25 protein-coding genes and 2 pseudogenes are annotated in these 21,740 nt (G+C 52.4%); 5 read left to right on the top strand and 22 right to left on the bottom strand.

Annotated elements, in window-relative coordinates; translation table 11 throughout:
* From G548_RS0115755 to G548_RS18495, 7 genes and pseudogenes are all read right to left on the bottom strand, one after another.
* Positions 1–233: helix-turn-helix domain-containing protein (locus G548_RS0115755; RefSeq protein ID WP_022795113.1), on the bottom strand; the 233-nt coding region annotated here is incomplete at its 3' end.
* Between the two features lie 111 nt (positions 234–344).
* The gene (fliT, locus tag G548_RS0115750) at positions 345–701 is read right to left on the bottom strand and encodes a flagellar protein FliT (RefSeq protein ID WP_022795112.1); all 357 of its coding nucleotides are present in this window, start codon (positions 699–701) and stop codon (positions 345–347) included.
* Positions 701–1,075, bottom strand: a pseudogene (gene fliS / locus G548_RS0115745) (flagellar export chaperone FliS); the annotation flags it as partial. The gene fliT and the pseudogene fliS, both read right to left, overlap by 1 nt.
* A gap of 173 nt (positions 1,076–1,248) precedes the next feature.
* A complete protein-coding gene (gene fliD / locus G548_RS0115740; RefSeq protein ID WP_022795110.1) occupies positions 1,249–3,270 on the bottom strand; it encodes a flagellar filament capping protein FliD in 2,022 nt (673 codons plus the stop codon).
* Between the two features lie 136 nt (positions 3,271–3,406).
* The gene (gene gnd / locus G548_RS0115735; protein WP_022795109.1) at positions 3,407–4,306 is read right to left on the bottom strand and encodes a phosphogluconate dehydrogenase (NAD(+)-dependent, decarboxylating); all 900 of its coding nucleotides are present in this window, start codon (positions 4,304–4,306) and stop codon (positions 3,407–3,409) included.
* A 22-nt stretch (positions 4,307–4,328) separates the two neighbouring features.
* Complete coding sequence (locus tag G548_RS0115730; RefSeq protein ID WP_022795108.1) at positions 4,329–5,681, bottom strand: GntP family permease; 1,353 nt, start codon at positions 5,679–5,681, stop codon at positions 4,329–4,331.
* The gene (locus G548_RS18495; RefSeq protein ID WP_022795107.1) at positions 5,678–7,255 is read right to left on the bottom strand and encodes a gluconokinase; all 1,578 of its coding nucleotides are present in this window, start codon (positions 7,253–7,255) and stop codon (positions 5,678–5,680) included. The genes G548_RS0115730 and G548_RS18495 overlap by 4 nt, the downstream gene beginning before the upstream one ends.
* 186 nt (positions 7,256–7,441) lie before the next feature.
* On the opposite strand from G548_RS18495, the gene G548_RS0115720 reads away from it, so the two are divergent.
* Entirely contained in the window at positions 7,442–8,296 is an 855-nt protein-coding gene (locus G548_RS0115720) for a MurR/RpiR family transcriptional regulator (protein ID WP_022795106.1), read from the top strand.
* A gap of 274 nt (positions 8,297–8,570) precedes the next feature.
* Here the strand turns inward: G548_RS0115720 and G548_RS0115715 are convergent, their stop codons facing one another.
* From G548_RS0115715 to G548_RS0115685, 7 genes are all read right to left on the bottom strand, one after another.
* Positions 8,571–9,230, bottom strand: coding sequence for an SOS response-associated peptidase (locus tag G548_RS0115715; RefSeq protein ID WP_022795105.1), 660 nt, complete (start codon positions 9,228–9,230; stop codon positions 8,571–8,573).
* A 47-nt stretch (positions 9,231–9,277) separates the two neighbouring features.
* Positions 9,278–9,556 carry a hypothetical protein gene (locus G548_RS19625; RefSeq protein WP_022795104.1) on the bottom strand — a complete coding sequence of 93 codons (279 nt, stop codon included), beginning with the start codon at positions 9,554–9,556 and terminating at the stop codon, positions 9,278–9,280.
* Between the two features lie 147 nt (positions 9,557–9,703).
* On the bottom strand, positions 9,704–10,552 hold the full coding sequence (locus tag G548_RS0115705) for a GNAT family N-acetyltransferase (protein WP_022795103.1): 849 nt from the start codon (positions 10,550–10,552) through the stop codon (positions 9,704–9,706).
* A 23-nt stretch (positions 10,553–10,575) separates the two neighbouring features.
* Positions 10,576–10,827 carry a hypothetical protein gene (locus tag G548_RS0115700; protein ID WP_022795102.1) on the bottom strand — a complete coding sequence of 84 codons (252 nt, stop codon included), beginning with the start codon at positions 10,825–10,827 and terminating at the stop codon, positions 10,576–10,578.
* Between the two features lie 33 nt (positions 10,828–10,860).
* A complete protein-coding gene (locus tag G548_RS18890) occupies positions 10,861–11,958 on the bottom strand; it encodes a sensor domain-containing diguanylate cyclase (RefSeq protein ID WP_022795101.1) in 1,098 nt (365 codons plus the stop codon).
* A 602-nt stretch (positions 11,959–12,560) separates the two neighbouring features.
* A complete protein-coding gene (locus G548_RS0115690) occupies positions 12,561–13,136 on the bottom strand; it encodes a class I SAM-dependent methyltransferase (protein ID WP_022795100.1) in 576 nt (191 codons plus the stop codon).
* 157 nt (positions 13,137–13,293) lie between these two features.
* Positions 13,294–13,557 (bottom strand): hypothetical protein, encoded by a 264-nt coding sequence (locus G548_RS0115685; RefSeq protein ID WP_022795099.1) that lies wholly within the window; start codon positions 13,555–13,557, stop codon positions 13,294–13,296.
* Positions 13,558–14,111: 554 nt separating this feature from the next.
* Here G548_RS0115685 and G548_RS0115680 point away from each other — a divergent pair.
* The 3 genes and pseudogenes from G548_RS0115680 to G548_RS19735 all read left to right on the top strand — a co-directional run.
* The gene (locus G548_RS0115680) at positions 14,112–14,804 is read left to right on the top strand and encodes an aspartate/glutamate racemase family protein (RefSeq protein ID WP_022795098.1); all 693 of its coding nucleotides are present in this window, start codon (positions 14,112–14,114) and stop codon (positions 14,802–14,804) included.
* A gap of 19 nt (positions 14,805–14,823) precedes the next feature.
* On the top strand, positions 14,824–15,117 hold the full coding sequence (locus G548_RS0115675) for a hypothetical protein (protein ID WP_022795097.1): 294 nt from the start codon (positions 14,824–14,826) through the stop codon (positions 15,115–15,117).
* 6 nt (positions 15,118–15,123) lie between these two features.
* Positions 15,124–15,732, top strand: a pseudogene (locus tag G548_RS19735) (alpha/beta fold hydrolase); the annotation flags it as partial.
* A gap of 252 nt (positions 15,733–15,984) precedes the next feature.
* Here G548_RS19735 and dgoD read toward each other — a convergent pair.
* The 4 genes from dgoD to G548_RS0115645 all read right to left on the bottom strand — a co-directional run bounded on the left by dgoD (position 15,985) and on the right by G548_RS0115645 (position 19,598).
* Positions 15,985–17,133, bottom strand: a complete 1,149-nt coding sequence (dgoD, locus tag G548_RS0115660) for a galactonate dehydratase (RefSeq protein WP_022795094.1) — start codon at positions 17,131–17,133, stop codon at positions 15,985–15,987.
* A complete protein-coding gene (locus G548_RS0115655; protein ID WP_022795093.1) occupies positions 17,130–18,077 on the bottom strand; it encodes a 2-dehydro-3-deoxygalactonokinase in 948 nt (315 codons plus the stop codon). The genes dgoD and G548_RS0115655 overlap by 4 nt, the downstream gene beginning before the upstream one ends.
* Positions 18,074–18,712, bottom strand: a complete 639-nt coding sequence (locus G548_RS0115650) for a bifunctional 4-hydroxy-2-oxoglutarate aldolase/2-dehydro-3-deoxy-phosphogluconate aldolase (RefSeq protein WP_022795092.1) — start codon at positions 18,710–18,712, stop codon at positions 18,074–18,076. Before G548_RS0115650 ends, G548_RS0115655 begins: the two co-directional genes overlap by 4 nt.
* A gap of 127 nt (positions 18,713–18,839) precedes the next feature.
* Positions 18,840–19,598: an IclR family transcriptional regulator gene (locus G548_RS0115645; protein WP_022795091.1), complete on the bottom strand. Its 759-nt coding sequence runs from the start codon at positions 19,596–19,598 to the stop codon at positions 18,840–18,842.
* A gap of 102 nt (positions 19,599–19,700) precedes the next feature.
* On the opposite strand from G548_RS0115645, the gene G548_RS0115640 reads away from it, so the two are divergent.
* On the top strand, positions 19,701–19,916 hold the full coding sequence (locus G548_RS0115640; protein ID WP_022795090.1) for a hypothetical protein: 216 nt from the start codon (positions 19,701–19,703) through the stop codon (positions 19,914–19,916).
* Positions 19,917–19,961: 45 nt separating this feature from the next.
* Here the strand turns inward: G548_RS0115640 and G548_RS0115635 are convergent, their stop codons facing one another.
* The 4 genes from G548_RS0115635 to G548_RS0115620 form a co-directional block, all read right to left on the bottom strand.
* The gene (locus tag G548_RS0115635; protein ID WP_022795089.1) at positions 19,962–20,732 is read right to left on the bottom strand and encodes an acetoin reductase; all 771 of its coding nucleotides are present in this window, start codon (positions 20,730–20,732) and stop codon (positions 19,962–19,964) included.
* Positions 20,733–20,869: 137 nt separating this feature from the next.
* Positions 20,870–21,223 carry a flagellar protein FlaG gene (locus tag G548_RS18475; RefSeq protein ID WP_022795088.1) on the bottom strand — a complete coding sequence of 118 codons (354 nt, stop codon included), beginning with the start codon at positions 21,221–21,223 and terminating at the stop codon, positions 20,870–20,872.
* Between the two features lie 29 nt (positions 21,224–21,252).
* On the bottom strand, positions 21,253–21,480 hold the full coding sequence (locus G548_RS19510; RefSeq protein WP_169435257.1) for a putative motility protein: 228 nt from the start codon (positions 21,478–21,480) through the stop codon (positions 21,253–21,255).
* A gap of 17 nt (positions 21,481–21,497) precedes the next feature.
* Positions 21,498–21,740 (bottom strand): integrase core domain-containing protein (locus G548_RS0115620; RefSeq protein WP_022795086.1); only part of this gene is annotated, 243 nt, incomplete at its 5' end.

The raw sequence follows: 21,740 nt of genomic DNA, 5'->3' as shown, positions 1-21,740 counted from the left end.
CGGTCGGTTTCACTGTCCTGCGGGCTAGCTCCGTAGATATTCGGACGGCCAATGGGCTGGTCGAGGCGATGCTCCTCGCCGTTCTGGACCCACTTGGCCCATTGCTTGATTTGGGACACATTCTTGATGCCGAAGGTATCCATAAGGGCCCGGTTGCTCCACCCTTCCTCCCACTTGAGCCGAAGGACTTCCCGTTTCACTTCTGCTGGATAACGTCGTTTCTTTTCTCCCATAAGAAAAACACCTCCATTTGTCGATCTTACTACGAATACGACGTGGGAGGTGCTTTTATCTGTCTCATTTATTTAGGTCACTTCAGTTCAGGATCTGAAGGTTTTTTTAAACTAATTCTTGCTGTCGAAAAAATAAGCGGACGCTGTGGCGCTCCTTTGTTCATACTTCCCCATATGGCGGCGTTTTTGACGCGATCCATGCAGTTCTTCACGGATCACCTGTTTCCAATTAACAAGCTGGCTGTCAATATAACGGTTCATTTTGACCGTTTCTTCCCCAAGCTGCCGCTCGGCCTCTGACCACTTCTCCATAGGCGGCAGGCCTTTCAGCTGCCGGTCGCGTGCCTGCAGGAAAAGGTCCACGCTCTCAATGTATTCATCTCTCGGCTGTTCGTTATCCGGGAGGGGCTGCGCGACTTTTTCATACAGTTCCCGGGTGGTGACGTACAGTTCGCGGACTACACTCATTACGCCCGGCCGCCTTCACGAAAACGGCTCTCCCGGTCTTTTTGCATCGCCTGCTTCCACGTATCGCGAAACTCTTCGACAAGTCCGTACACTTCCCGCAGAGCGTCGGTATCATTACTGACATTGGCTTCAATCAGCCGGCGGTACATGTAGTCATACATCTGCATCATGCTGCTGCCAAGCTCGCTGTCTGTTTTCAGCGTAATCATCAATTCACCGATAATGTTCTGCGCCCGGATCATAAGCTTATTTTTTTCTTCGACCTTTCCTTCGTTCATTGCCTTCTCCGCTTTTTGAAGAAATTTCAGGCAGCCGTTGTATAAAAGAAGCGTGAGCTCTCCAGGCGAGGCAGTCTGCATCGCCTGCTGCTGATAAGGATTGGCTTTGACCGGCGCCGGTTTCGGAGCAGGCGCTGCCTGTTTGGGACTGAACGTTTTCTGCGGTTTCTCTTTATCCGGGGCAGCCGTCTGCTTCATCGCCTGCTGGTACATTGCCTGTGCCTGGTTAAAACTCATATGTTTTCTTCCTCCTCAAGAAGGTGCTTTTGTTACTGGCCGTTGTTCATAAACTGCATCAGGTAGTTGGACTGCGAGTTGGCCCGGCTCATCGCCTGTTCCATCGCTGTAAACTGACGGTAATACCGGTTTTCCACCGATACCATCCGGTCTTCAAACTGAGCGATACGATCGTCAATGTTTTCCATGTTGCGCCCCAGCGTAAACTGATGCGGCAGCAGCTTGCCTTTGTAGCCACCGGCCCGTTCGGCAAGAGCGGAAACCCCGTTGTCGAGCGTTTCTCTCATCCGTCGCGCAAGACCCTGGGTTTCGGTTGTCGATCCGCTCGCTGCAAACAGCTGGTACACGCCTTCACTGTCGTCTTCAATCGCCTGGCGCAGCTGATCTTCATCAATTTCAAGCTTGCCGTTGTCCGTGTAGCTCGAGCTTGTCGTGATTCCGATTGAATAAAGCGTATTGTACGCGGAATCGGTGCCGTCCACCTGTTCATATAAAAGGGAGCGCATATTGTTCATGACGTTCGATATAGAGCTGTCACTGCGAAGCAAGCCGCTGCGGGCTTTTTCCTCCCAGAGCTCAATTTCTTTTTCGCTCATTTCTTCTTTTTGTTCATCGCTGAGCGGCTTAAAATCCCGGTTTACCTTTTCATTCAGCTTCCCGTTCACGTCTTCAACAATTTTATTGTACTCTTCAACGAAGCCCTTAATCGTATCCATGACGCCATCGGTATTTGTATCCGAGCCGAGCGTTACCGCGCCCTCCGCTTCAGTAAACGTTTCTTTAAGCGTAATGCTCATCCCGTTAACGTCAAACGTATTTTTCGCGCGCTCGGTTTCAAGCCCGTTCATCGTAAACACGGCATTCTGTTCGCCCTGGCGGGATTCACCGTCCACATTGTTCAGCCCCAGCGTGTTATTGAAAAAGTCGCCTGAAAAAAGCATCTCATCGCCGTCTTTGTTAAAGTCACCGGTCTCAGAGCGGGTGAGCGCTGCTTTACCCGAATGCTCATCGTAAAAGGCACTCACACCTGCGCCGGAGGAGCTGATCGCACTCATAATGTTGTTCATCGACTGCGCGCTTGTGAACGTGAATTTATTTTTCTGCTCGTTGCCGTCTTTATCAAAGGTCGTAATTGTGTTGGTGGAATATTGCTGGGTGAAATCAGCTTCAATTGTTCCGGTCACTGCTTCACCGAGCGTGACTCTGCCGGTTTTCATATCTACATAGGCTTCGTCTGTTGCGAGCTCCTTCTCGGGATCTGTCACGATCGTCAGCGCGGCGCCTCCGTTTACACTGATGTCCAGCGTGTCCGGATTAATCGCCCCTTTGCCAAGTGAAAAAGCAGAAGTCGGAGCGGCCGCATCAATCGTTTTGGTTTCATTGTTCGTGGCATACTGCACGCTGATGCTTTTTCCGCTCGTCACGGCTGAATCAAACTCCAAATCAATCTGGCCATCGTCGCTGAAGCTGGCGCGCACCTGCCCGGCCTCGAGTGGTTCTTCGCCGGTCACCACCTCATACTGCTTGCCGCTCACCTTCACGATCATATCGTCCGTATTTTGTTTAAGATTACTGCCTTCCACACTGTAGGATGTTCCGCCGTCGGCGTTAATCGTTTTGCTTTGAATCACGCCTTCGCTCCACTGCGGCTCTTTTCCGTCCGCAAACGTCTGGCTGCCGACAGCCTCCGAGGCGGAGAAATCAGTTCCGGTTGCCCGTTCAGAGCTGCTCTGTGATGCTGATTTGGCCAGCTGCTTGACCTCGCTGATCGAATAGGTGGCATTGCCGGCGTCCGCCGAAGCTGTGGCACTCACCCGGCTGTCGTTGGTGGACGTGGCCGAGCGGTCCGTCATCGATGACTTTTTCATGATCGAATCAAAAATTGTGTTCCGGAAATCAAAAAACTGTTTGTTGACGTCCTGATACATTTCTGTCTGCCACTCGAGCGTCTGTTTCTGCTGATTCAGCTTGTTGATTGGCTGGCGTTCCGCCCGCATTAAATCTTTAACTACCTGATCAATATCCATTCCTGAAGCAAACCCCGATACTCGCATGAATGATAGGCTCCCTTCTGCCGTTTTCTTCGTTACTGTTACTATCGGAAATACCTCAGGCCAGTTGAAGCGTTTGCCGCTTTTTTTCTAAAATACGAAAAAAGACCCGGATACCATCCGGGCCTCTGGGGCATTGCTATTCACTTTTTTCCACGGCATGGCCGCCGAACCCTTTGCGAAGGGCCGCAACCACCTTACCGTTAAAGGTGTCGGTTTCCTGGGAGCGGTAGCGCATCATGAGTGAGAGTGCAATGACCGGAGTTGTGGCCTCGTACTCAAGCGCGGACTCTACGCTCCACTTGCCTTCCCCGGACGAGTGCATGACGCCGCGGATTTCGTCGAGTCTCGCATCGCCCCGGAAGGCTTCCTCCATCAGCTCCATCAGCCAGCCGCGGATGACCGAGCCGTTGTTCCAGACGCGTGCGACCTGCTCGTAGTCATAATCAAACGGGCCTTTTTCAAGCAGTTCAAATCCTTCGCCCATTGCGGCCATCATGCCGTATTCGATGCCGTTATGCACCATTTTCAAATAGTGGGCGCTGCCGCCCTCCCCGGTGTAGTGATAGCCATTTTCCACCGACAGGTCCTCCATCAGAGGCTCTAGCACCGGGAAGATGTCCTTGCGTCCGCCGATCATCAGGCAGGCGCCGTTTCTGGCGCCGGAAATACCGCCGCTTGTACCGACGTCAAAGAAGTGGACGCCTCTTGCTTCGAGCGCTTCATAATGAGCGAGCGTCCGCTTGTAGTGGGAGTTGCCGGCATCAATTAAAATGTCCCCTTCATCAAGGTACGATGCCGTTTCGGTAAGCACCTGATCGGTCGCCTCCCCGGCCGGCACCATCACCCAGATGATACGCGGCTTCGGAAGCTTGTCCACCAGCTCCTGCAGAGACGACGCCGTGTCTCCTCCGTCACCTTTAAAGCTTTCGCGAAACTCTTCGGACAGGTCATAGGCAACAACGTCGTGATTTTTATCAAGCATCTGCAGGCCGATATTATACCCCATTTTTCCTAACCCAATAATTCCTGCTTTCATGTTCTCCACTCCTCTTTTCTATTTATACGAAGATACTTAAAATCAGTGCCACACCAAAACCGACAAAACCGATAATTGTTTCCATGACGGTCCATGTCTGCAGCGTTTGTTTTTCGTTCAGGCCGAAGTACCTGCTGACCAGCCAGAACCCGGAGTCGTTCACGTGGGAGAAGGCTGTGGCGCCGGAAGCAATTGTAATAACGATCAGACCGAGCATTGCTTCGCTGACGTCATATGTTTCAAGCAGCGGAGCTACAAGGCCGGCGGCTGTTACCATCGCTACAGTTGCAGAGCCCTGGGCAACACGGACAAGTACAGCTGTGATAAAGGCAAAGACAAGAATCGGCATGTTCGCATTTTCCATCGCGTTTGCGAGTACATCGCCCACACCTGACTGGATCAGCATTTCACCGAACACACCACCCGCACCGGTAACGAGAATAATAATCCCGGCTGGCTCGAGGGCTTTCGTTGTAATTTGCTGAACTTCTTCCTTCGAATAGCCGCGGCGTACACCGAATACATAAAAGGTTAAAAGCGCTGCCACAGTCAGGGCAAAGAAAGGATCCCCGATAAAGGAAAGGATTTCATACGCTGTACTTTCTTCCGAGAGGAAAACCCCGGAACCGGTGTTAAGCAGAATCAGCACAAGCGGAAGAAGGATGATAGCGAGAACGCTGCGGAAGCTTGGCAGCTCGCGGTCGTACTCGACGTTTCTCATCTGCTCCATCATGTATTCCGGAACGCCCACGTCGATTTTTTTCGCCATGTATTTCCCGAACATCGGACCGGCAATTGCTACTGCCGGAAGGCCGGCAAGTGTACCAAACAGAATAACCCAGCCGAGGTCAGCGCCGATGATCGAAGCAACCGAGATCGGTCCCGGCGTTGGCGGAATAAAGCTGTGTGTCACGGCAAGACCTGCTACAAGCGGAATACCGTAGTACACGAGTGATTTTTTCGTTTTACGAACGAGGCTGTACACAATTGGAATTAAGATAACAAGTGCAACGTCCAAAAAGACGGGAATTGAAACAATAAAGCCTGTGAGCGCAAGCGCCCAACTGACGTTCTTTTCTCCAAATTTATCCACGAGGGTGAGCGCCAGGCGCTCTGCGCCCCCGGAAACCCGGAGCATTTCCCCAAACATGGCCCCAAGGCCGATAACGACGGCAATAAATCCGAGGGTGCCGCCCATCCCTTCTTCGATGGTCGTTATAATTTCACTTGGCGGCATGCCAACGGCAATACCGACGAGGAAACTGACAACGAGCAAAGCGATGAAAGCCTGCAGCTTCGTCCTCATCACTAAAAATAACAGTGCAACAATTGCTAAAACGGCTACAATAATGAGCCAAGGTGCTGAAGTCGTCATAGTATTTCTCCTTTTTCAGTTGATAGTGTGCGTTTGCCTTCTGCATGTGCACGCTGCACGTCGGCAATCGCGGAAAATTCCGATTGAAGATTGCGTGCAAGCCGGAGGAAGATCGGCTTTAGATCCCGGTACGCTGTCACGTTGTCCATAATCGGGGACTGCCGTGTTTCGATCGGAATCAGTTCGTGAATCGTATCCAGGCTTTCCTTCTGCCCGGTTGCAGTCATGGCGAGCCAGGCAGCTCCGAAGCAGGCGCTCTGGTGGCTGTCCGGAACGACAATGTCGCTTTCAAATATGTCTGCCATCATCTGCTTCCAAAGCTCCGAGCGGGCGAATCCGCCGTTGGCACGAAATTCCTTAATGTTGATGCCGGCCTCAATCAACGCTACGACAACGGCGTACATCTGCATCATGACGCCCTCCATAACACTCCGGACCATTTGTTCACGCCCGTGGTGCAGCGTCAGTCCGAAGAATACGCCCTTTGTGTCGCTGTTCCAGAACGGAGCACGTTCGCCGGTCATATACGGCAGAAACAGCAGACCGTCGGAACCCGGCATTACACTCTCTGCCATTTCCGTCAGCACGTCGTAGGGATCTGTACCGTTTTTCCGGCACTCTTCCTTTAGATCCGGCATGATTTTATCCCGCATCCAGCGCAGTGCAATACCGCCGTTGTTAATCGGTCCGCCGATCACCCACAGCTCATCGGTCAGCGCGTAGCAGAATATCCGTCCCTTCGGATCCGTATACGGCCGGTCGATGACCGTTCGTATCGCTCCACTTGTACCGATCGAGCAGGCAACTACACCTTCCTCAAGCGCTCCGGACCCGACATTTGCAAGCACCCCGTCGCTTGCCCCGATGACGACTGTTGTCGTTTCCTGTAAATGCAGACGCTTACAGACATCCTGGTGTAAGTCACTGCGCTGATACGTCGTGCTTACCGGAGTGGATAAATGATTTTCCGTAATGCCGGCAAGCGCCATTGCTCTGTCGTCCCACTGCTTTTTATGAATATTGAAAAGCCCTGAAGCAGAAGCGATAGAGTAATCAACAATGTATTCCCCGAACCATTTATGGAAAAGAAACTCCTTTACCGAAATCCATTTCGCTGCCTTTGCAGCAATTTCTTCCCGGTGCTTCTGAAACCACATAATTTTAGTCAGCGGCGCCATTGGATGGATCGGTGTGCCGGTCCGTTCAAAAATATCCTGCCCGTTTTCAGCTTTTACTTTTTCCGTTTCATGCACCGACCGCTGGTCTGCCCAGGTAAGCGCCTGCGTGAGCGGCTCGCCGTTTTCATCCACAGCGAGTATGCTGTGCATGGCTGCACTGAAGCCAATCGTGCCAATATGTTTTCCTTCTTTCGCAACGTCTTCGACGACGTTTTTCAGCGTCTGTTCGACGGCGCGAAGAATTTCGTAAGGATCCTGCTCCTTCCAGGCCGGGTCCGGAGAATAAATTGGATATTCAAGCTCCCGTTCCGCCCAAATCTTTCCGTCTGTATCGTAAGCCAGCGTTTTAGTGCTCGTTGTGCCTATGTCCACGCCGGCTGTAAGTGATTCAGCCATAACATTTACTCCCTCGCTTTCGGTAACGCTTTCAAATGATGAAAATATTTTTCTCAATTCGTTATTATACGTGAAATAAAATTCTATGCAAGCGTTTTAAGAAAATTTTTTTCGTGCATTTTAATAGCTAAGTGAAATTTATTCCTTTATGATGAAGGTAAGACTTTTTTCTCCGGAGGGGTGCTCATGGCTACCGAAACGACTCATGTCCGCCAGCGGATTCAGTCGCTGTACAACAGTTTTAGTGATAAAGAAAAGCAAATCGCCGACTATATGCTGCAAAATCCCGAAACCATCGTCCATTCAACTATCAATCAGGTAGCCGATCAGCTTTCCCTGGCAGACGCCACCGTGTTTCGCTTCTGCAAGCGGCTCGGCTTTAAGGGCTACCAGGCGATGAAAATCGCGCTCGCTTCTGACATTATCGAGCCAATCGAAGACATTCATGAAACGATCCAGGAAAACGATACCGAAGCAGAAGTCATGTCCAAGGTGTTTCAGAGTAATAAAAATGCCCTTACCTACACCCAGGAAGTGCTTGATGAGAGCACAGTGCGCCAGGCGGTTCAGTACCTGCTTGAAGCGTCCGAGCTTCATTTCTATGGAAGCGGCGGCTCCGGGGTCACTGCCCAGGACGGACAGCACAAATTTATGCGCACCGGACTTCCGAGCCATGCCTACACCGATGCCCACTGGCAGGTAATGGCCGCTTCCCAGCTAAAGCCAAACGACGTCGCAATTGTAATTTCGCACTCGGGGGCCAATGAAGATGTGCTCGAAGCGATGGATGTGGCCAAAGAACAGGGCGCCCGCATTATCGCCATAACAAGCTATGCCAAAACGCCAATCAGCCAAAAAGCGGATCTGACGCTGCAGACCATTTCCCGCGAGACCGAATACCGCTCGGAAGCCCTCGCCTCCAGGCTGGCCGAATTGTCGCTCCTCGACGGCCTGTATGTAAATTACTGCATCAAAAAGAAAGACCAGGCTCAGGAAGCCGTGGCCAAGATACGCAAAGCCGTCGCACGGAAAAAGCTATAAGAAAAGCGGAGCCACCCTGCACAGCCGCTCCAGACGGCTGGCGTAATCCTGGCTGGAAGCGTCGTAAGACGGTGAAGTCAGGATGCAGCCAACGGACTGGACGGCGGGGTGGCGAAGCTGGACAGCAGGAAAAGCGAAGAGCGTTGGGTAGTAGTAAGGAAGTTCGATGAAAGACGTCACTATCGTGACACCACCGAACTGACCTGCCTTGCAGGCATCCCAAACAAAAACAGCCCGGCTTCTCCTGATATAAGGAAAAGCCGGGCTGTTTATTTTATCCCGTGCGTTCGATCAAAGCGGCATGATTATGTTTTGGGCTGTTCACTTCAGTGCTTACGGGGTACATCGTCATTCGGGAAGCGTCGAATGGCTGCAGCAGTGATTTTAACACCTGCTTGTCGGTTTCATGCGGGTCGAGCCAGGTTTTTCGTGCTTCTTCACTCAGAATGACCGGCATCCGGTGGTGAATGCTCTGCATTAAATCGTTTGCTTCGGTCGTAATGATCGTACAGGACGTAATCGTTTCTTGCTCGCCTTCCCACCTGTCCCACAGGCCGGCGAATGCAAACGGCGCTTCGTTGTCGACCGTTATCCGGTACGGCTGCTTCGTACCTCCCTCCCGGTCCCATTCGTAAAAACCATCGGCAACGATCAGGCAGCGCCGGCGCTCAAGCAGACTGCGGAACGCTGGTTTCGTATCAACGCTTTCCGCCCGGGCATTAATCATTTTATGACCGATTTTTTTATCATCTGCCCAGGACGGGATCAGCCCCCACTGCAGCCAGCCGGCTTTTACCTGTTCAGTGGAGGATGCCACCGCCAGCACTTTCTGTGACGGCGCTACGTTGTAGCTTTCCTGCCCTTCCGGAAATGCTGCACCAAAGGCCTGCTCCAATGCTTCTTTGGAATGGACCAGGGTGTATCTTCCGCACATTACAAGATACCTCCTTTTACAGCTTATGTACCCGAAAAATAAGTATTCTACCTAAAAAAATTACTATTACGCAAATCCCATCCGGCCATTACGAAGCACACAACGGCATAGAGGCTTAAAAACCCTCCAAGAATGCCGTACGATGCTCCCTCAAATCCCTGAACGTGCATATAGCCATAATAAAAAAGGGAAATGGCTGAAGCCATAAGTACAATGCCCGGCAGCAGCTTGACCCAGAGCGCCCAACCTTTCAGCACAAACAGCAGCGTAAAAAGGAGAGCGATGACTCCTGGAAGTATAGATGTTGTGAATGGTCCACTGATCATGATATCTCTCCCACGGTTCCCACCATTGATAAAAAGCGGTCAAATGTTCATGAACCCGCACTTCTCTCCTAATAAAGTAACATAATTTGACACCATATATCCTGTTTCAGGCAGGACGTTCCATGAAAATTTATGCTTCCGTCATCCTTATCCGAAAATCTGGGAAGCAATAGCGTACTGGGTCCCGTTCCAGGAGCCCCCATTCCTTTGATGCTGCGCCATCATATGCGGTTCGCTTTGTTTTTCAAAGCCGTACTGCTCAAGCATAGCCGTGACGATTCTGCTTTTTGTGGTAAGATCGATCCGAACCTTCACCGGATGCACCTCTATCAGTTGCTCGATTAACGCAGCTGCCTCTCTTTCACCTGGAGCTGTGACCGGGCCAATCAGCAGCTGGCCTTCATGCCAGATCGACAAACCAAAGCCCACCGGACGACTTTGGTCATCCTTTAGCACAAGACACTGATGTGCCTGATTCAGCCGGTATCGCAAAAAGGTACTCCGGCCTTCCCCAAACGCCTCGCGGTCCAGCTGTTGTACGCTGTGCCAGTCGGAATCCTTGTACTCCTCTATGTTATGCGGCAGAGCGGTGCTTTTTTTCTTCACTGCATGGCCCAGGGCGATATATTTGTACACCATACCTGCTTCTTCAAACCCAAGCTCACGGTATAGCGGCTTCCCTTCTTCAGTAGCAAACAGCATCACTCCAGTATCTGCCGGCAGCATAGCCAGACACGCCTGTACGGCTTCCCTGGCCAGGCCCCGCCGGCGGTAGGCTTTCCGGACAATAACGAGTCCGAGCGCTGCCGTTTCTTTGTATGGAATTACAGCCGAACTGGAGACCACTGTGCCTTCCGGGGTTTTATGACCGTATACAGCCCCGGAAGCGAGCACCGCCTTCATTTCCGCTTCATCATAGTCCCACCCAACCTCCCGGGGCAGCTCTACAAGTGACGGGATATCATTTTCAGTCAAACGCTGTATCGCAAGCTCCATCTGACGTTTCTCCTCCCCGGCGTTTATAGTTTATGACGCATGCTTTTCTCCATCCATTTTTGCTCCGCTTTCATTTTCCGGTAAATATATATGTCCTCCAGGGCCATGACCGTATAGACTACTCCGTAAAACAAATAGGTCCCCGCCGTGAAATCAGCTGACAGCCAATGAATAACTGTCACTAAAAGAAGCAGGGCGCTGCCGAAGAAATCCTTCTTTAAGCGCCCTGCATATATTGATTTTTTGTTTGCAGCTTTTTGCTGTTCGGCGTCCATCTCTGTCACCTCTTTATCCGGCATGGGCTTCTGTTATATTTTCACCATGTTTTTTCCATTGCTTTTCGCATCATACAGAGCTTGGTCCGCTTTGAGCATCATATCCTCCCGGTGGCGGTGCAGCGCAGGTACGACGACGTTTACGCCGATACTGACTGTAACCTTCGGGCTCACTCTCGACGTTTCATGGCGAATATTCAGCCTGCTTACTTCTTCACTGATCGTCTGGGCAATCGCCCGGGCTTCCTTGTTGTTTGTTTTCGGCAGCAGAAGAGCAAATTCTTCTCCGCCAAAGCGGGAGGCCATGCCCCCGGAACGCATGCACACTCCGTGGATAGCCCCGGCAATCTGCTTCAGGCATTCATCGCCTTCGAGGTGACCGTACGTATCATTGAAGTTTTTAAATTCGTCCAGGTCAATCATCATGACCGCAAGCGGAGACTGGCGCTTCATCCCTTCAGTCCAGTACCGTTCAAAGGCATCATTAAATGCCCTCCGGTTGGACAGTCCCGTTAAGCCGTCCACATTCGCGAGACGCTCAAGCTTGCGGACGTTCGAATTATGCTTTGTCCGATCCCGGATAATACCAATCATTCCAATGATGCGTCTATACATAAAAACCGGACTCGCCATTACTTCGAGCTCCATGACCGAACCGTTCTGCCGACGCAGGTTCACTTCAAAGTGCTGGGAATTGCCCTTCATGACCCGGTCAGTGTATTTTTCGACCAGCGCATGGTCCGTAAAGTTTAATTCCTTCATTGAAAGACCAATCACCGTATCACGTTCTTTATTCAGCATTTCAAGCAGCTTTTCGTTTACTTCAATCACCTTGCCGCGGTCATTTAACAGAAACACTGGGGAGAGCGGCTGATCAAATAAAGCATGATAATAGTTTCGCTGCACCTGCTGTTCCACGCTGCGCCTGAATAAAACCCAAAGCACGAGCCCAAGGAGAACTACGCCCGTCAGCAGTCTTGTAATCAGCCCATCTCTCTCAAGCGGAGCGCCAAGAAAAAGCACATCATAAAAGTTCAACAGCATAAATATCGGAACTAACACAACCATCGACAGACTGACGCGCTTCGCCACTTCCTGGGTCTTAATCTGCGTTATTTCCTTGTGCTTCATTTTACCCCCCGTTCTGCTTATGGACGCTAGTATATTTTATGGAAAATTTATGTAAGCACGCGATGATTGTCATAGTATTGACTCATTTTACCACATGCCTTAAGTTTTAGGTATATGTAATCAATCGAAGAGAAAATTTTCTTTCACTTGTAAGCATCATTTGCAAAAAAAGTTTACCACGACTCGTTCAACTGTTATATATTCCTGTTTAAAGAAGCGTTAAAACTCTTTATAACCAATTTCCTCTATGCATAAACCTATCCACCATCGTGATAATTTTCCTATATTGGCTAAAGCAAAAAAGACTGCCCATTTTCAAGGGAACAGTCTCATTTAAAAAGATTATCGCGGCAGCTTTTCGGGATTGAATGATCTCAGCCATGCCTCACGGTATTTAAAAACGTGGTTAACGCTATTATCCTTCGCTTTCATTATGATAACGGCCCTTTGGCACGACCATAGGAGAAAGCGATACAGGATCCTCGATCACGGCACAATCCAGATCTTAAATATCCTCCATCATATCTTCGGTGATCACTTCGGACGGTCCCCCACTTACCGCAAGCCGACCTTCGCGAAGGGTAAAAATCCTGAAGTTATTTCTATGCTTCCTTTTCCGCTATTATTGTATAAAACCCGGCTGCATGAAATGAGCAGCCAGTCACATGCAGGCTGGCACGGCTAACCGCCTCCTCCATCTGCTCCGGGGAAACTCGGGGTGCTTTGTGCGTACTGGAGGAATCATCTTCCAATTCGACAATCACCAGACTTCCGCCAGGCACGAGCACCCGCTGCACTTCACCGAGCACCGCGCCGAGGGACGGCGCTTCATGCAGCACGAGCGAAGCCAACACCACTTCCACTGAAGCCTCAGCAAACGGCAGCTGATCCATCTCCCCCTTCACAGTGCTTATGTTGGTAAGAGAAGCCTTATCCGCCTTGATTTCAATAAGTTCAAGCATTTCCGGATCACGGTCAAACGCATAGATCTGTTCCTGCGTTTTCTCCGCTGCCGGCAGCGTTAAGTACCCGGTCCCGGCCCCTAAATCCAGCACACGGCTGGAAGCGCCAAACTTAACAAGCTCAAGCACTTTTTCCGGCGGAAGCGCCCTCCGTCTTTCTTTGCCGTCCAAATAACCCCTTTTTTCAGATGATGAGTGATGATGGCAGTGTGTCATTGTTTTTCTCCTTTGTGTAAAAAAAGGTATTAAAGATTCTTATTATCTTTAATTAAAACCACTGTAGCACCGGCTTCTTTTCCTGTCCATATTTCTGCTTATAAAAAGAGCTGCCCGATGGTTGGCACAGCCCGCTTTATCAGTATCAATGAAAACATTACCTGTTTTTTTGCCTGCTTTCTGTGACAGCGGAGGATTCATGAAGAAATTTTTCAAACAGGGAGAGATTCGAGATAATCGTCACAATCCACTCATTCATTCGAAAGCCTTTCACTCCTTCATACAGCTCCTCTTCATCGCTGCATTCCACGACCGTATACCCTTTTCGTTTCCATCCTTCAGTATCCATGTCCTGGCACCGGCCGACAATTACTTCGCGTTCTTTCGAGCTGTAGCAGTAAACAAATGCGGAAGAATTCATCGTTTCAGCCTCTTTTCTGTAGGATATGCCGGCAGATAAAAAGCCAGCACTAAGAAGCATCCTTAGTACTGGCTGCGAAGAAAAACGTTCTTCTTTTCAACTACTGCCGGTGTATTATCTTGTACTCTGGCCATCGGCCTGGCTTTTTCATACGTATAAATATAAAAAACCACAGAGAGGTATGGCTCTCTGCAGCTTATCTATCAGCGCTGATTGTCTGAAGATTCCCGCCTGTTTTTGCTTAAAAGCCTTTCCTTATTCCATAAAGCTCCGGCCTCAAAATGCCGGCGCAGGCTTTTCAAGCTTTCGTTAATCGTATATGCTCATCCATATAGCCAGTATTTCGCTTCAACAGCAGTACATTACCGGCGCTTTTGTCCAGAATGTTTACCGCCCTTGGCTTAAGCTGCAGTTACCAAATGTATACTAAAACTATTTTCTAGTATTTCAAGCATAACACAGTCACTACGTCACGCCAATAAAGTATGATAAAAATGGTAATATAAGCATATAACACCAAATGTGAGCTATCTGATAGAAAGGGGACGGAAAACATGCAGACAATCGGGCTTCTCGGAGGGATGAGCTGGGAGTCGTCCGCGCTGTACTACCAGCTGATTAATAAAGAGGTGAACCGCCGGCTCGGGCGGCTGCACTCGGCCCGCTGCCTCCTGTACAGCGTTGACTTTGAAGAGATTGAACAGATGCAGGCCTCCGGCAGCTGGAAGAAAGCCGGAGAACGTCTCGGGGAAGCAGCCACGGCCCTTGAGCGCGGAGGCGCAGATTTTATTGTGCTCTGCACGAACACAATGCACAAGGTCATCGGAACGCTCGAAAGCTGCGTAAATATTCCAGTGCTTCATATTGCCGAAGCCACCGTTCGTGAGATCCGCCGGCAGCACCTTTTACGTGTCGGCCTGCTCGGCACCAAATATACGATGGAGGAACCGTTTTATACTGAAGGGCTCCGGGCAGGCGGCCTGGAGGTGACGCTGCCCGGCCCGGAAGCGCGTACGGAGATCAACCGCATCATCTTTGAGGAGCTCTGCCACGGTACCATCCGGCCGGCATCCAGAAGCTATCTGCTCCGGGCCATGGACCAGCTTAGGAAAGCCGGAGCGGAAGGCATTATTTTAGGCTGCACGGAGCTCGGCATGCTGGTCACTTCGGAAGACACTGACCTTTCGGTGATCGACACAACCCGCATCCACGCCCTCGAAGCCGTGAACGAGGCGCTCAGTCACTAACCACTACGGAGGGATTACGATGGAATGGTTTCAGCATTACGGCGTGATGGCCGCTGTCTTTTTCACGGCTGCGCTTCTTTTTGTGTTCAGCCGGCTGCTCGCCCGTAACCGCCGGCGGTCGGGGCTTGTCATGACTGTTTTCTGGACGCTGCTGCTGGGGGTGGCAGGTGCAGCTACCTACGGGTGGTGGGAAGCACCGGACGCCGTGACTGCCCTCAGCTTCGCGTTTCTCGCTGCGATGGTGTGGCTCGGCGCCGGAGCCGGCGTATGCCTCCTCGGCATCCGGAAAGCGTTAAAAACTTCAAAGGGGTGAACGTTCATGCAGCACTGGAATTTAACCAAAGAAATCCGCAGCACGTACGGAAATATCCGCTACGACGTGCAGGGGAGCGGCCCGCCGCTCGTGCTCGTGCACGGCACGCCGTGGTCGTCGTTTAACTGGCGCCACCTGCTTCCGGCTCTGGAGCGCTCGTATACCGTCTACTACTACGACCTGCTCGGATACGGGCAGTCGGAGAAACGGGACGGCCAGGAAGTCTCGCTCGGTGTGCAGAACCAGATTTTAGATGAACTGCTGGATGCCTGGAGCCTCGACGCCCCTATTATCGTTGGTCATGACTTTGGCGGCACCACCGTACTCCGTACTCATTTGTTAAACGGCCGCGCCTTCCAGCAGATGATTTTGATCGACCCGGTGGCCGTAGCCCCGTGGGGCTCTTCGTTTTTCACCCACGTGTCCACTCACATGGACGCCTTCCAGGGCGTGCCGGACTTTATCCATGAGGCGATGGTCGAGGCCTACGTGCAGGGGGCGGCCTATAAGCCGATGACGGCGGAAACGCTTGCGGGCATTAAAGCGCCGTGGCTCGGCACGGAGGGACAGCACGCCTTTTACCGGCAGATGGCCCAGGCCGATCAAAAATATACCGATGACATCGAGCCTCGCTACGGGGAGGCGTCTGCCCCTGCCTTGATTGTATGGGCGAAAACGATGCCTGGATTCCGGTCGACCGCGCCCATACACTGCACCACGCTATCCCAGGCTCCCGGCTGGAGCTTATTCCTGGTGCCGGTCACCTTGTGCAGGAGGATGCGCCGGCGCGCCTGCTCGCCTGTATCAGCGACTTTTTATCGGAGAAATAAAAATATCCAGCACGCCTCGCGCATGCTGGATTTCTTGTTACCATTCGGCAATCGTGCCGTCCTTATGCCGCCACACCGGGTTTTTCCAGTTGTGGCTTTCCTTGGCGCGCTCGCGCACATAGTCTTCATTGATCGTAATGCCAAGACCCGGCCCCTGCGGCATTTTTACCGCACCGTCTTCATAGGCAAACACGCTTTTGTCTTCAATGTAGTCAAGCAGGTCGTTGCTCTGATTGTAGTGAATGCCGAGGCTCTGCTCCTGAATAAAGGCGTTGTGGCTTGTGGCGTCCACCTGCAGGCAGGCCGCAAGCGCAATCGGGCCAAGCGGGCAGTGCGGCGCCACGGCGACGTCATACGCTTCCGCCATCGTCGCGATTTTTTTGCCTTCGGTGATGCCGCCGGCGTGCGAGAGGTCCGGCTGAATAATATCGACCCAGCCGTTCGCGAGAATATGCTTAAACTCCCAGCGCGAATACATACGCTCGCCGGTCGCAATCGGGATGTGCGTATGCTGGCGCAGCTCCTGCAGTGCCTCCATGTTTTCGGTCAGCACCGGTTCTTCAATAAACATCGGATGATAAGGCTCAAGCTCTTTGGCAATCACCTTCGCCATCGGCCGGTGCACCCGTCCGTGAAAATCGATGCCGATGCCGACGCCTGTGCCGACCGCTTCCCGCACAGCCGCTACGCGCGCAACCGCCTCTTCGACTTTGTCGAACGAATCAATATACTGCATTTCCTCCGTGCCGTTCATTTTAATCGCCCGGAAGCCGGAATCCACGGTTTCCTTCGCCGCTGCGCCGACGTCGCTCGGTCGGTCGCCGCCGATCCAGGAGTAGATGTTGATGTTGTCGCGGCAGGCGCCGCCCATCAGATCATAAATCGGCGCATTGTAGTACTTGCCTTTAATGTCCCAGAGCGCCTGGTCGATGCCTGCGAGCGCACTCATGTGAATCGGTCCGCCGCGGTAGAACCCGGAGCGGTACAGCTTGTTCCAGTGATCCTCGATCCGCATCGGATCTTCCCCGATCATGTATTCCATCAGTTCATCAACGGCCGCCTTGACCGAAGCAGCGCGCCCTTCCACAATCGGCTCGCCCCAGCCTTCCAGGCCTTCATCAGTCGTAATTTTTAGAAACAGCCATCGCGGCGGCACCTGAAATAGTTCGTAGGATCGGATTTTCATCGGGATTCCCCTTTCGTTTGTTCCAGATTGGCCAGCTGCAGGGCCCCCTGCAGCGACGCTTTTTCAAGATCATGTTTTGTAAAGACGTGGACCGGACGCTCCTGCTTCTGCTCGAGCACGTGCCGATACGCCTCCTGCATCGCTCCGTGGCCGCCAAGATACAGCCAGCCGGCGCCGTCAGCGGCGTGTTCAAATGCTTTCATATCCTCATATAATACCGCACCGAGCAAAAGATTCGCCCGTGCGTTTTCCGTGTAATCAGCAAACAAATGGCGCAGACGCACGTAATAGGCCGCCCGCGTGAACCCTTCTGTTTCCGCCAGATTCCACCCCTCCATCAGCACCTCCGGCTCGAGCGCTTCCACGAGCTTCGGCCCGACCGAATCGGATAAAATCGTGGACGTCCGGAGCGCGGAGAGCGTTTCTCCGGCCAGGGTGGATGTGCAGCTGAGCAGCCGCGAGCCGTCTTCCACCCGGATGTATTTGGTATGTGAGCCCGGCAGAATAATCAGCCCGCTTCCTTCAGCCGGCGTATGGCGCAGCATGCCGAACGCCTCGACCTCCTCGCCACGCATCACATCGACGGGCTCCTCGCCGTTTTTCATGCCCGTAATCCAGTGCCAGCGCCGGGCATTGTAGCGCTCGTGCACCGTTTGCGCAGCAAGCTCCTCCATCGTAAGCGGCGACGGCGCATGGGGCACTTCGCGCATGCCGATGTTCGCCGTCAGCATCCCGTAGCCGATCACATCCCGGAACGTAAACTGGGCAGCCAGCGTATCGAGTTCATTATCGATCAGCCGCTCGAGCAGTGAAAAGTCCTGCTCCATCGCCTGGTTGCGCACGCCCTGGTCAAGCGAGATACGCTTTTTCACCTCAAGCGTGTCGGCGTCTACGACCCGGAGACGCGTGTTGGTGGTCCCTCCGTCAATCACGATGACGTTCATTGGTCCCCACCGCCTTCGCGGAGGATGGCGCGGGCCTGTTCCATGTTGCGGGTCAGCTGCTTCATGTCTCCGCGCTCCATTGCCTTCGGGTCCACCACCTGGCTGCCAAGGCCGACCGCGTGCCAGCCATGCTGCAGGTACTGCTGCATGTTGTCGAGCGACACCCCGCCCACAGCCATTGCCCGCACGTGCGGAAGCGGGCCGTGCACATCTTTCAAATAGGATGCTCCAAACGCGCGGATCGGGAAAATTTTCACCATTTCCGCTCCGGCCTCGGTCGCCTGCAGAATTTCGGTCGGCGTGAGTACGCCCGGAATGACCGGAACGCCGTAGCGGCTGCCGGTTTCGATGGTTTTAGCGTCAAGCGTCGGAGCAAGCAGAAACTCCGCGCCGGACAAAATGGCAGTGCGCGCGGATTCGGCGTCCAGCACCGTTCCCGCGCCGATGTGCAGATCGCTGTGCGTTGCCTTCGCCCATTCAATCGCCGCAAGCGCCCCCGGCGTGTTCATCGTCACTTCGAGCACCCGTGCTCCGCCTGCGTATAAGGATTCAATCACCTGCTGCAGCTGCGTTTTGTCGCTGCTGCGGATGATCGGCACTATTTTCTCCTGTTCAATCGTCTGAATAATACTCATCAGCCTGCGGCCTCCTTTTGTTCCTTATTAAGGAACAATGTTCCGTATTATGAATAAAAAGAAAATCCCTCTGCGGGAAATGTCGCTTATAGTGTAGCAGACCGCGCGGCAGATTGAAAGCGTTCTTTTAATGGCCAAGCTCCCGCGATATGGCTGCCGCCGCCCGCTGCACCTGCTGCACGGTTTTTTCCCAGGCAATCGTTTCCGCGTTCATGTGCGGCATGGTGACACTGATTGCTGCGACCGCCCGCCGGTGAAAATCAAAAATAGGGGCCGCCACGCAGGTAACCCCGAGCTCATGCTCCTCCCGGTCATAGGCCACGCCCTCCTGTGCTATTTTATCCAACTCCGGCATCATTGCTTCTTTGGATGTGATCGTATGCGGCGTATGGCGGACCATTTCCTGCTCGTCGAGAAGCCTTTCCTGCATGTGCGGTGGCTGAAACGCCAGCAGCGCTTTACCGACGCCGGTACAGTAGAGCGGAGCTTTACGGCCAACTCTGGAAAACAGCCGCAGCCTCGCGTACGTCTCCACTTTATCGATGTAGACGACCTGGGCGCCTTCAAGCTGCACGAGGTGCACGGTGCTTGCCGTGGCTTTCGCGAGGTCATGTATGATTTCACCCGCCGCCTTTCGCACGTCGATGGATTCTGCCACCCGCTCGCCCATTTCCATAAATGTGAACCCGAGCGTATACACATCGCGCCCGCTTCCCTGCTTCACGTATCCCTTCTGTAGAAGGGATGCCAGCAACCGGTGTATTGTACTCTTGGCGACATTCAGGCGGTTCGCAAGCTCCGTGACACCCAGCCCCTCCGGCGCTTCCGCGAGCAGATCGATAATCCGGAGGGCGCGGTCGACGGATTGCACTCCGTTAGTATTCATGCAGCCTTCCTCCTTTCGGTACTGCTGTCATCGTAGCATATTTTCCCTGTATGTTAGTATAAAACTACACAGCAAATGGAAAAGTACGGAAAGGAGATTTGTATGTATTCCCGCGTATTTGTGGATGAGCATTGGAATCTGATTGCGAGTATTATCGGCAATTTTGCCGTGATGTTTGCGATGCTGATCGGTATCGACGGTCTTTCTGCCGGTGAGCCTCCAAGTATGGCAAGCAAGGTGAGCGTAGCGGCGGCTATTGCTCTGCTTCTTTGTGTTAGTACCGTACGGAAGTTCCGGAAGTATCGGGACGAGAAATAAAAAAACGCCTATCCCGGAGGATAAGCGCCGTAACTTACATACTTATTAGTTGTAGACAATTCCCCCGTCGATCAGAACGGCCTGGCCGGTCATGTAATCCGAGTCCGGTGAAGCGAGATAGGAAACAAAGTTCGCCACGTCTTCCGGGGTCTGCGGACGCCCCAGGGCAATGTCTGCGGTGAACTTTTCAAACGCATCGCCGCGCTTTGGCAGTCCCATTTCTTCCACCATGCGTTCGTCGATCCGGTCCCACATGCCGGTGCCAACGACGCCCGGGCAGTACGCATTGACGGTAATACCGTCTGGAGCCAGTTCCTGGGCAGCTGTCTGCGTCAGCCCTTTCACGGCAAATTTTGTCGCCGAATAAATACCGAGCATCGGGAAGCCTTTATGGCCAGCAATACTGCATGCGTTAATAATTTTGCCGCCGCCCTGCTTTTTCATCTGCTCGGCCGCTGCCTGAATGCCGAAAATAACGCCGTTCACATTTACACCAAAGATTTTATCAATATCGTTTTCTTCTACTTTGAGAAGCGGTGCCACCTGGTCAATGCCCGCATTGTTCACAAACACGTCGACACTGCCAAACTGGTCGACTGCCTGTTGCACAAGGCTCGTGACATCCTGCTTATTGCTTACGTTCGCTTCAACTGCGATCGCTTCACTGCCGCTGTCTTTAATCGCCTGTACGGTTTCATTCATTTTTTCTTTATCAATATCACTGATAACGAGGTTAAATCCATCCTTTGCCAACCTTGTGGCAATGCCTTTTCCAATCCCCTGCCCTGACCCGGTAACGACTGCTGTTTTACTCATAGATTTCACCCTCCATCTGATTAATTCGAACCATTATTCTCTTCCTCTGCTGTTATTTTTGTAAACCTTTTCGCGACAAAAATTTCCAAACTATATTCACGCTAAAAAACGTCTCCCCGAAGGAAGAGGCTTTTAACTTACCCTTTCTCGTTTACTAACAGCCCGGCCTGGCGAAGGATCGAAGCATTAAAATCTAGAAGCGATTCGGGAGGGATTTCCCGCACGACCTCCTCCGTGTCGCGGTCGATCACCTGCACGTACACCCGGTCGGTGTCTTCGTGCACGTTGAACTTCAACCGTGTTAAATGCGGATCGAGCATCGCACTTAACGTTTCAACTGATTTTTCTACTTCCTTCTTTGTTACGTGAAGCGTGGAATTGGTCTCTGCTGCTACCAATTCGTTCGGCGTTACTTTCGACGCGTCCATCACGCCCGCTTCCCGTTTGGGCGAAGCTCCCTCGCCTCCGGCTGATCGAATAGAAACATCCATCTCCCGCCTACCTCCTCCTGGGATGATCCCTATCCCTTTACGTCGATCAACTGGCCTTTGCCGGAAACCACGCTCTGCATCGTTCCGGCCTGGTTACCGCCAGCCATGTCATCGAGCAGCTCTGCGCTCTGCTTCGACGCCGTATCCATCGACTGACGCATGAGCGATATGTTCGCCTGCTGCTGCGCCTGCAATTGACTGCTTATGATTGAAACACTGCCGACATCGATATGCACTGACCTAGAAATATGAGACAAGATAAAGCACCTAGCCGTTAGCCTTCTGCCGTCCGGTATTCCACCGGCGTGTGGAAGGCTAATTTCGTCAAGGGTCGCTGATAGTTGTAATAATACATGTACGTCTGCACGTTTTCTAGTATAATTGGAAATGTTAGGGGCACCCCTTTCGGGGTGCGGAATCCTTCCGACTTTAGCGAGGAATGGAAGGATTCAATGACGGCATTATCAAAGCAGTTGCCTCGGCGCGACATGCTTGTGATAATGCCTTTTTTGTGGGC

The organism is Marinococcus halotolerans DSM 16375 (assembly GCF_000420725.1).
Lineage (GTDB): Bacteria > Bacillota > Bacilli > Bacillales > Marinococcaceae > Marinococcus > Marinococcus halotolerans.
Note: the sequence above shows the minus strand (reverse complement) of the source record. Positions and strands in the feature narration are given on the sequence as shown.

What these genes read in the sequence shown, in the direction of transcription:
- G548_RS0115720 (WP_022795106.1), top strand. Translation starts at nt 7,442, where the DNA reads ATGGCTACCGAAACGACTCATGTCCGCCAGCGGATTCAGTCGCTGTAC.
- dgoD (WP_022795094.1), bottom strand. Translation starts at nt 17,133, where the DNA reads ATGAAAATCCGATCCTACGAACTATTTCAGGTGCCGCCGCGATGGCTG.
- fliD (WP_022795110.1), bottom strand. Translation starts at nt 3,270, where the DNA reads ATGCGAGTATCGGGGTTTGCTTCAGGAATGGATATTGATCAGGTAGTT.
- G548_RS0115730 (WP_022795108.1), bottom strand. Translation starts at nt 5,681, where the DNA reads ATGACGACTTCAGCACCTTGGCTCATTATTGTAGCCGTTTTAGCAATT.
- G548_RS0115690 (WP_022795100.1), bottom strand. Translation starts at nt 13,136, where the DNA reads ATGACACACTGCCATCATCACTCATCATCTGAAAAAAGGGGTTATTTG.
- G548_RS0115700 (WP_022795102.1), bottom strand. Translation starts at nt 10,827, where the DNA reads ATGGACGCCGAACAGCAAAAAGCTGCAAACAAAAAATCAATATATGCA.
- G548_RS0115635 (WP_022795089.1), bottom strand. Translation starts at nt 20,732, where the DNA reads ATGAGTAAAACAGCAGTCGTTACCGGGTCAGGGCAGGGGATTGGAAAA.
- G548_RS0115655 (WP_022795093.1), bottom strand. Translation starts at nt 18,077, where the DNA reads ATGAACGTCATCGTGATTGACGGAGGGACCACCAACACGCGTCTCCGG.
- fliT (WP_022795112.1), bottom strand. Translation starts at nt 701, where the DNA reads ATGAGTGTAGTCCGCGAACTGTACGTCACCACCCGGGAACTGTATGAA.
- G548_RS18475 (WP_022795088.1), bottom strand. Translation starts at nt 21,223, where the DNA reads ATGGATGTTTCTATTCGATCAGCCGGAGGCGAGGGAGCTTCGCCCAAA.
- G548_RS18495 (WP_022795107.1), bottom strand. Translation starts at nt 7,255, where the DNA reads ATGGCTGAATCACTTACAGCCGGCGTGGACATAGGCACAACGAGCACT.
- G548_RS0115675 (WP_022795097.1), top strand. Translation starts at nt 14,824, where the DNA reads ATGGAATGGTTTCAGCATTACGGCGTGATGGCCGCTGTCTTTTTCACG.
- G548_RS18890 (WP_022795101.1), bottom strand. Translation starts at nt 11,958, where the DNA reads ATGAAGCACAAGGAAATAACGCAGATTAAGACCCAGGAAGTGGCGAAG.
- gnd (WP_022795109.1), bottom strand. Translation starts at nt 4,306, where the DNA reads ATGAAAGCAGGAATTATTGGGTTAGGAAAAATGGGGTATAATATCGGC.
- G548_RS0115715 (WP_022795105.1), bottom strand. Translation starts at nt 9,230, where the DNA reads ATGTGCGGAAGATACACCCTGGTCCATTCCAAAGAAGCATTGGAGCAG.
- G548_RS0115650 (WP_022795092.1), bottom strand. Translation starts at nt 18,712, where the DNA reads ATGAGTATTATTCAGACGATTGAACAGGAGAAAATAGTGCCGATCATC.
- G548_RS0115645 (WP_022795091.1), bottom strand. Translation starts at nt 19,598, where the DNA reads ATGAATACTAACGGAGTGCAATCCGTCGACCGCGCCCTCCGGATTATC.
- G548_RS19625 (WP_022795104.1), bottom strand. Translation starts at nt 9,556, where the DNA reads ATGATCAGTGGACCATTCACAACATCTATACTTCCAGGAGTCATCGCT.
- G548_RS0115680 (WP_022795098.1), top strand. Translation starts at nt 14,112, where the DNA reads ATGCAGACAATCGGGCTTCTCGGAGGGATGAGCTGGGAGTCGTCCGCG.
- G548_RS0115705 (WP_022795103.1), bottom strand. Translation starts at nt 10,552, where the DNA reads ATGGAGCTTGCGATACAGCGTTTGACTGAAAATGATATCCCGTCACTT.
- G548_RS0115685 (WP_022795099.1), bottom strand. Translation starts at nt 13,557, where the DNA reads ATGAATTCTTCCGCATTTGTTTACTGCTACAGCTCGAAAGAACGCGAA.
- G548_RS0115640 (WP_022795090.1), top strand. Translation starts at nt 19,701, where the DNA reads ATGTATTCCCGCGTATTTGTGGATGAGCATTGGAATCTGATTGCGAGT.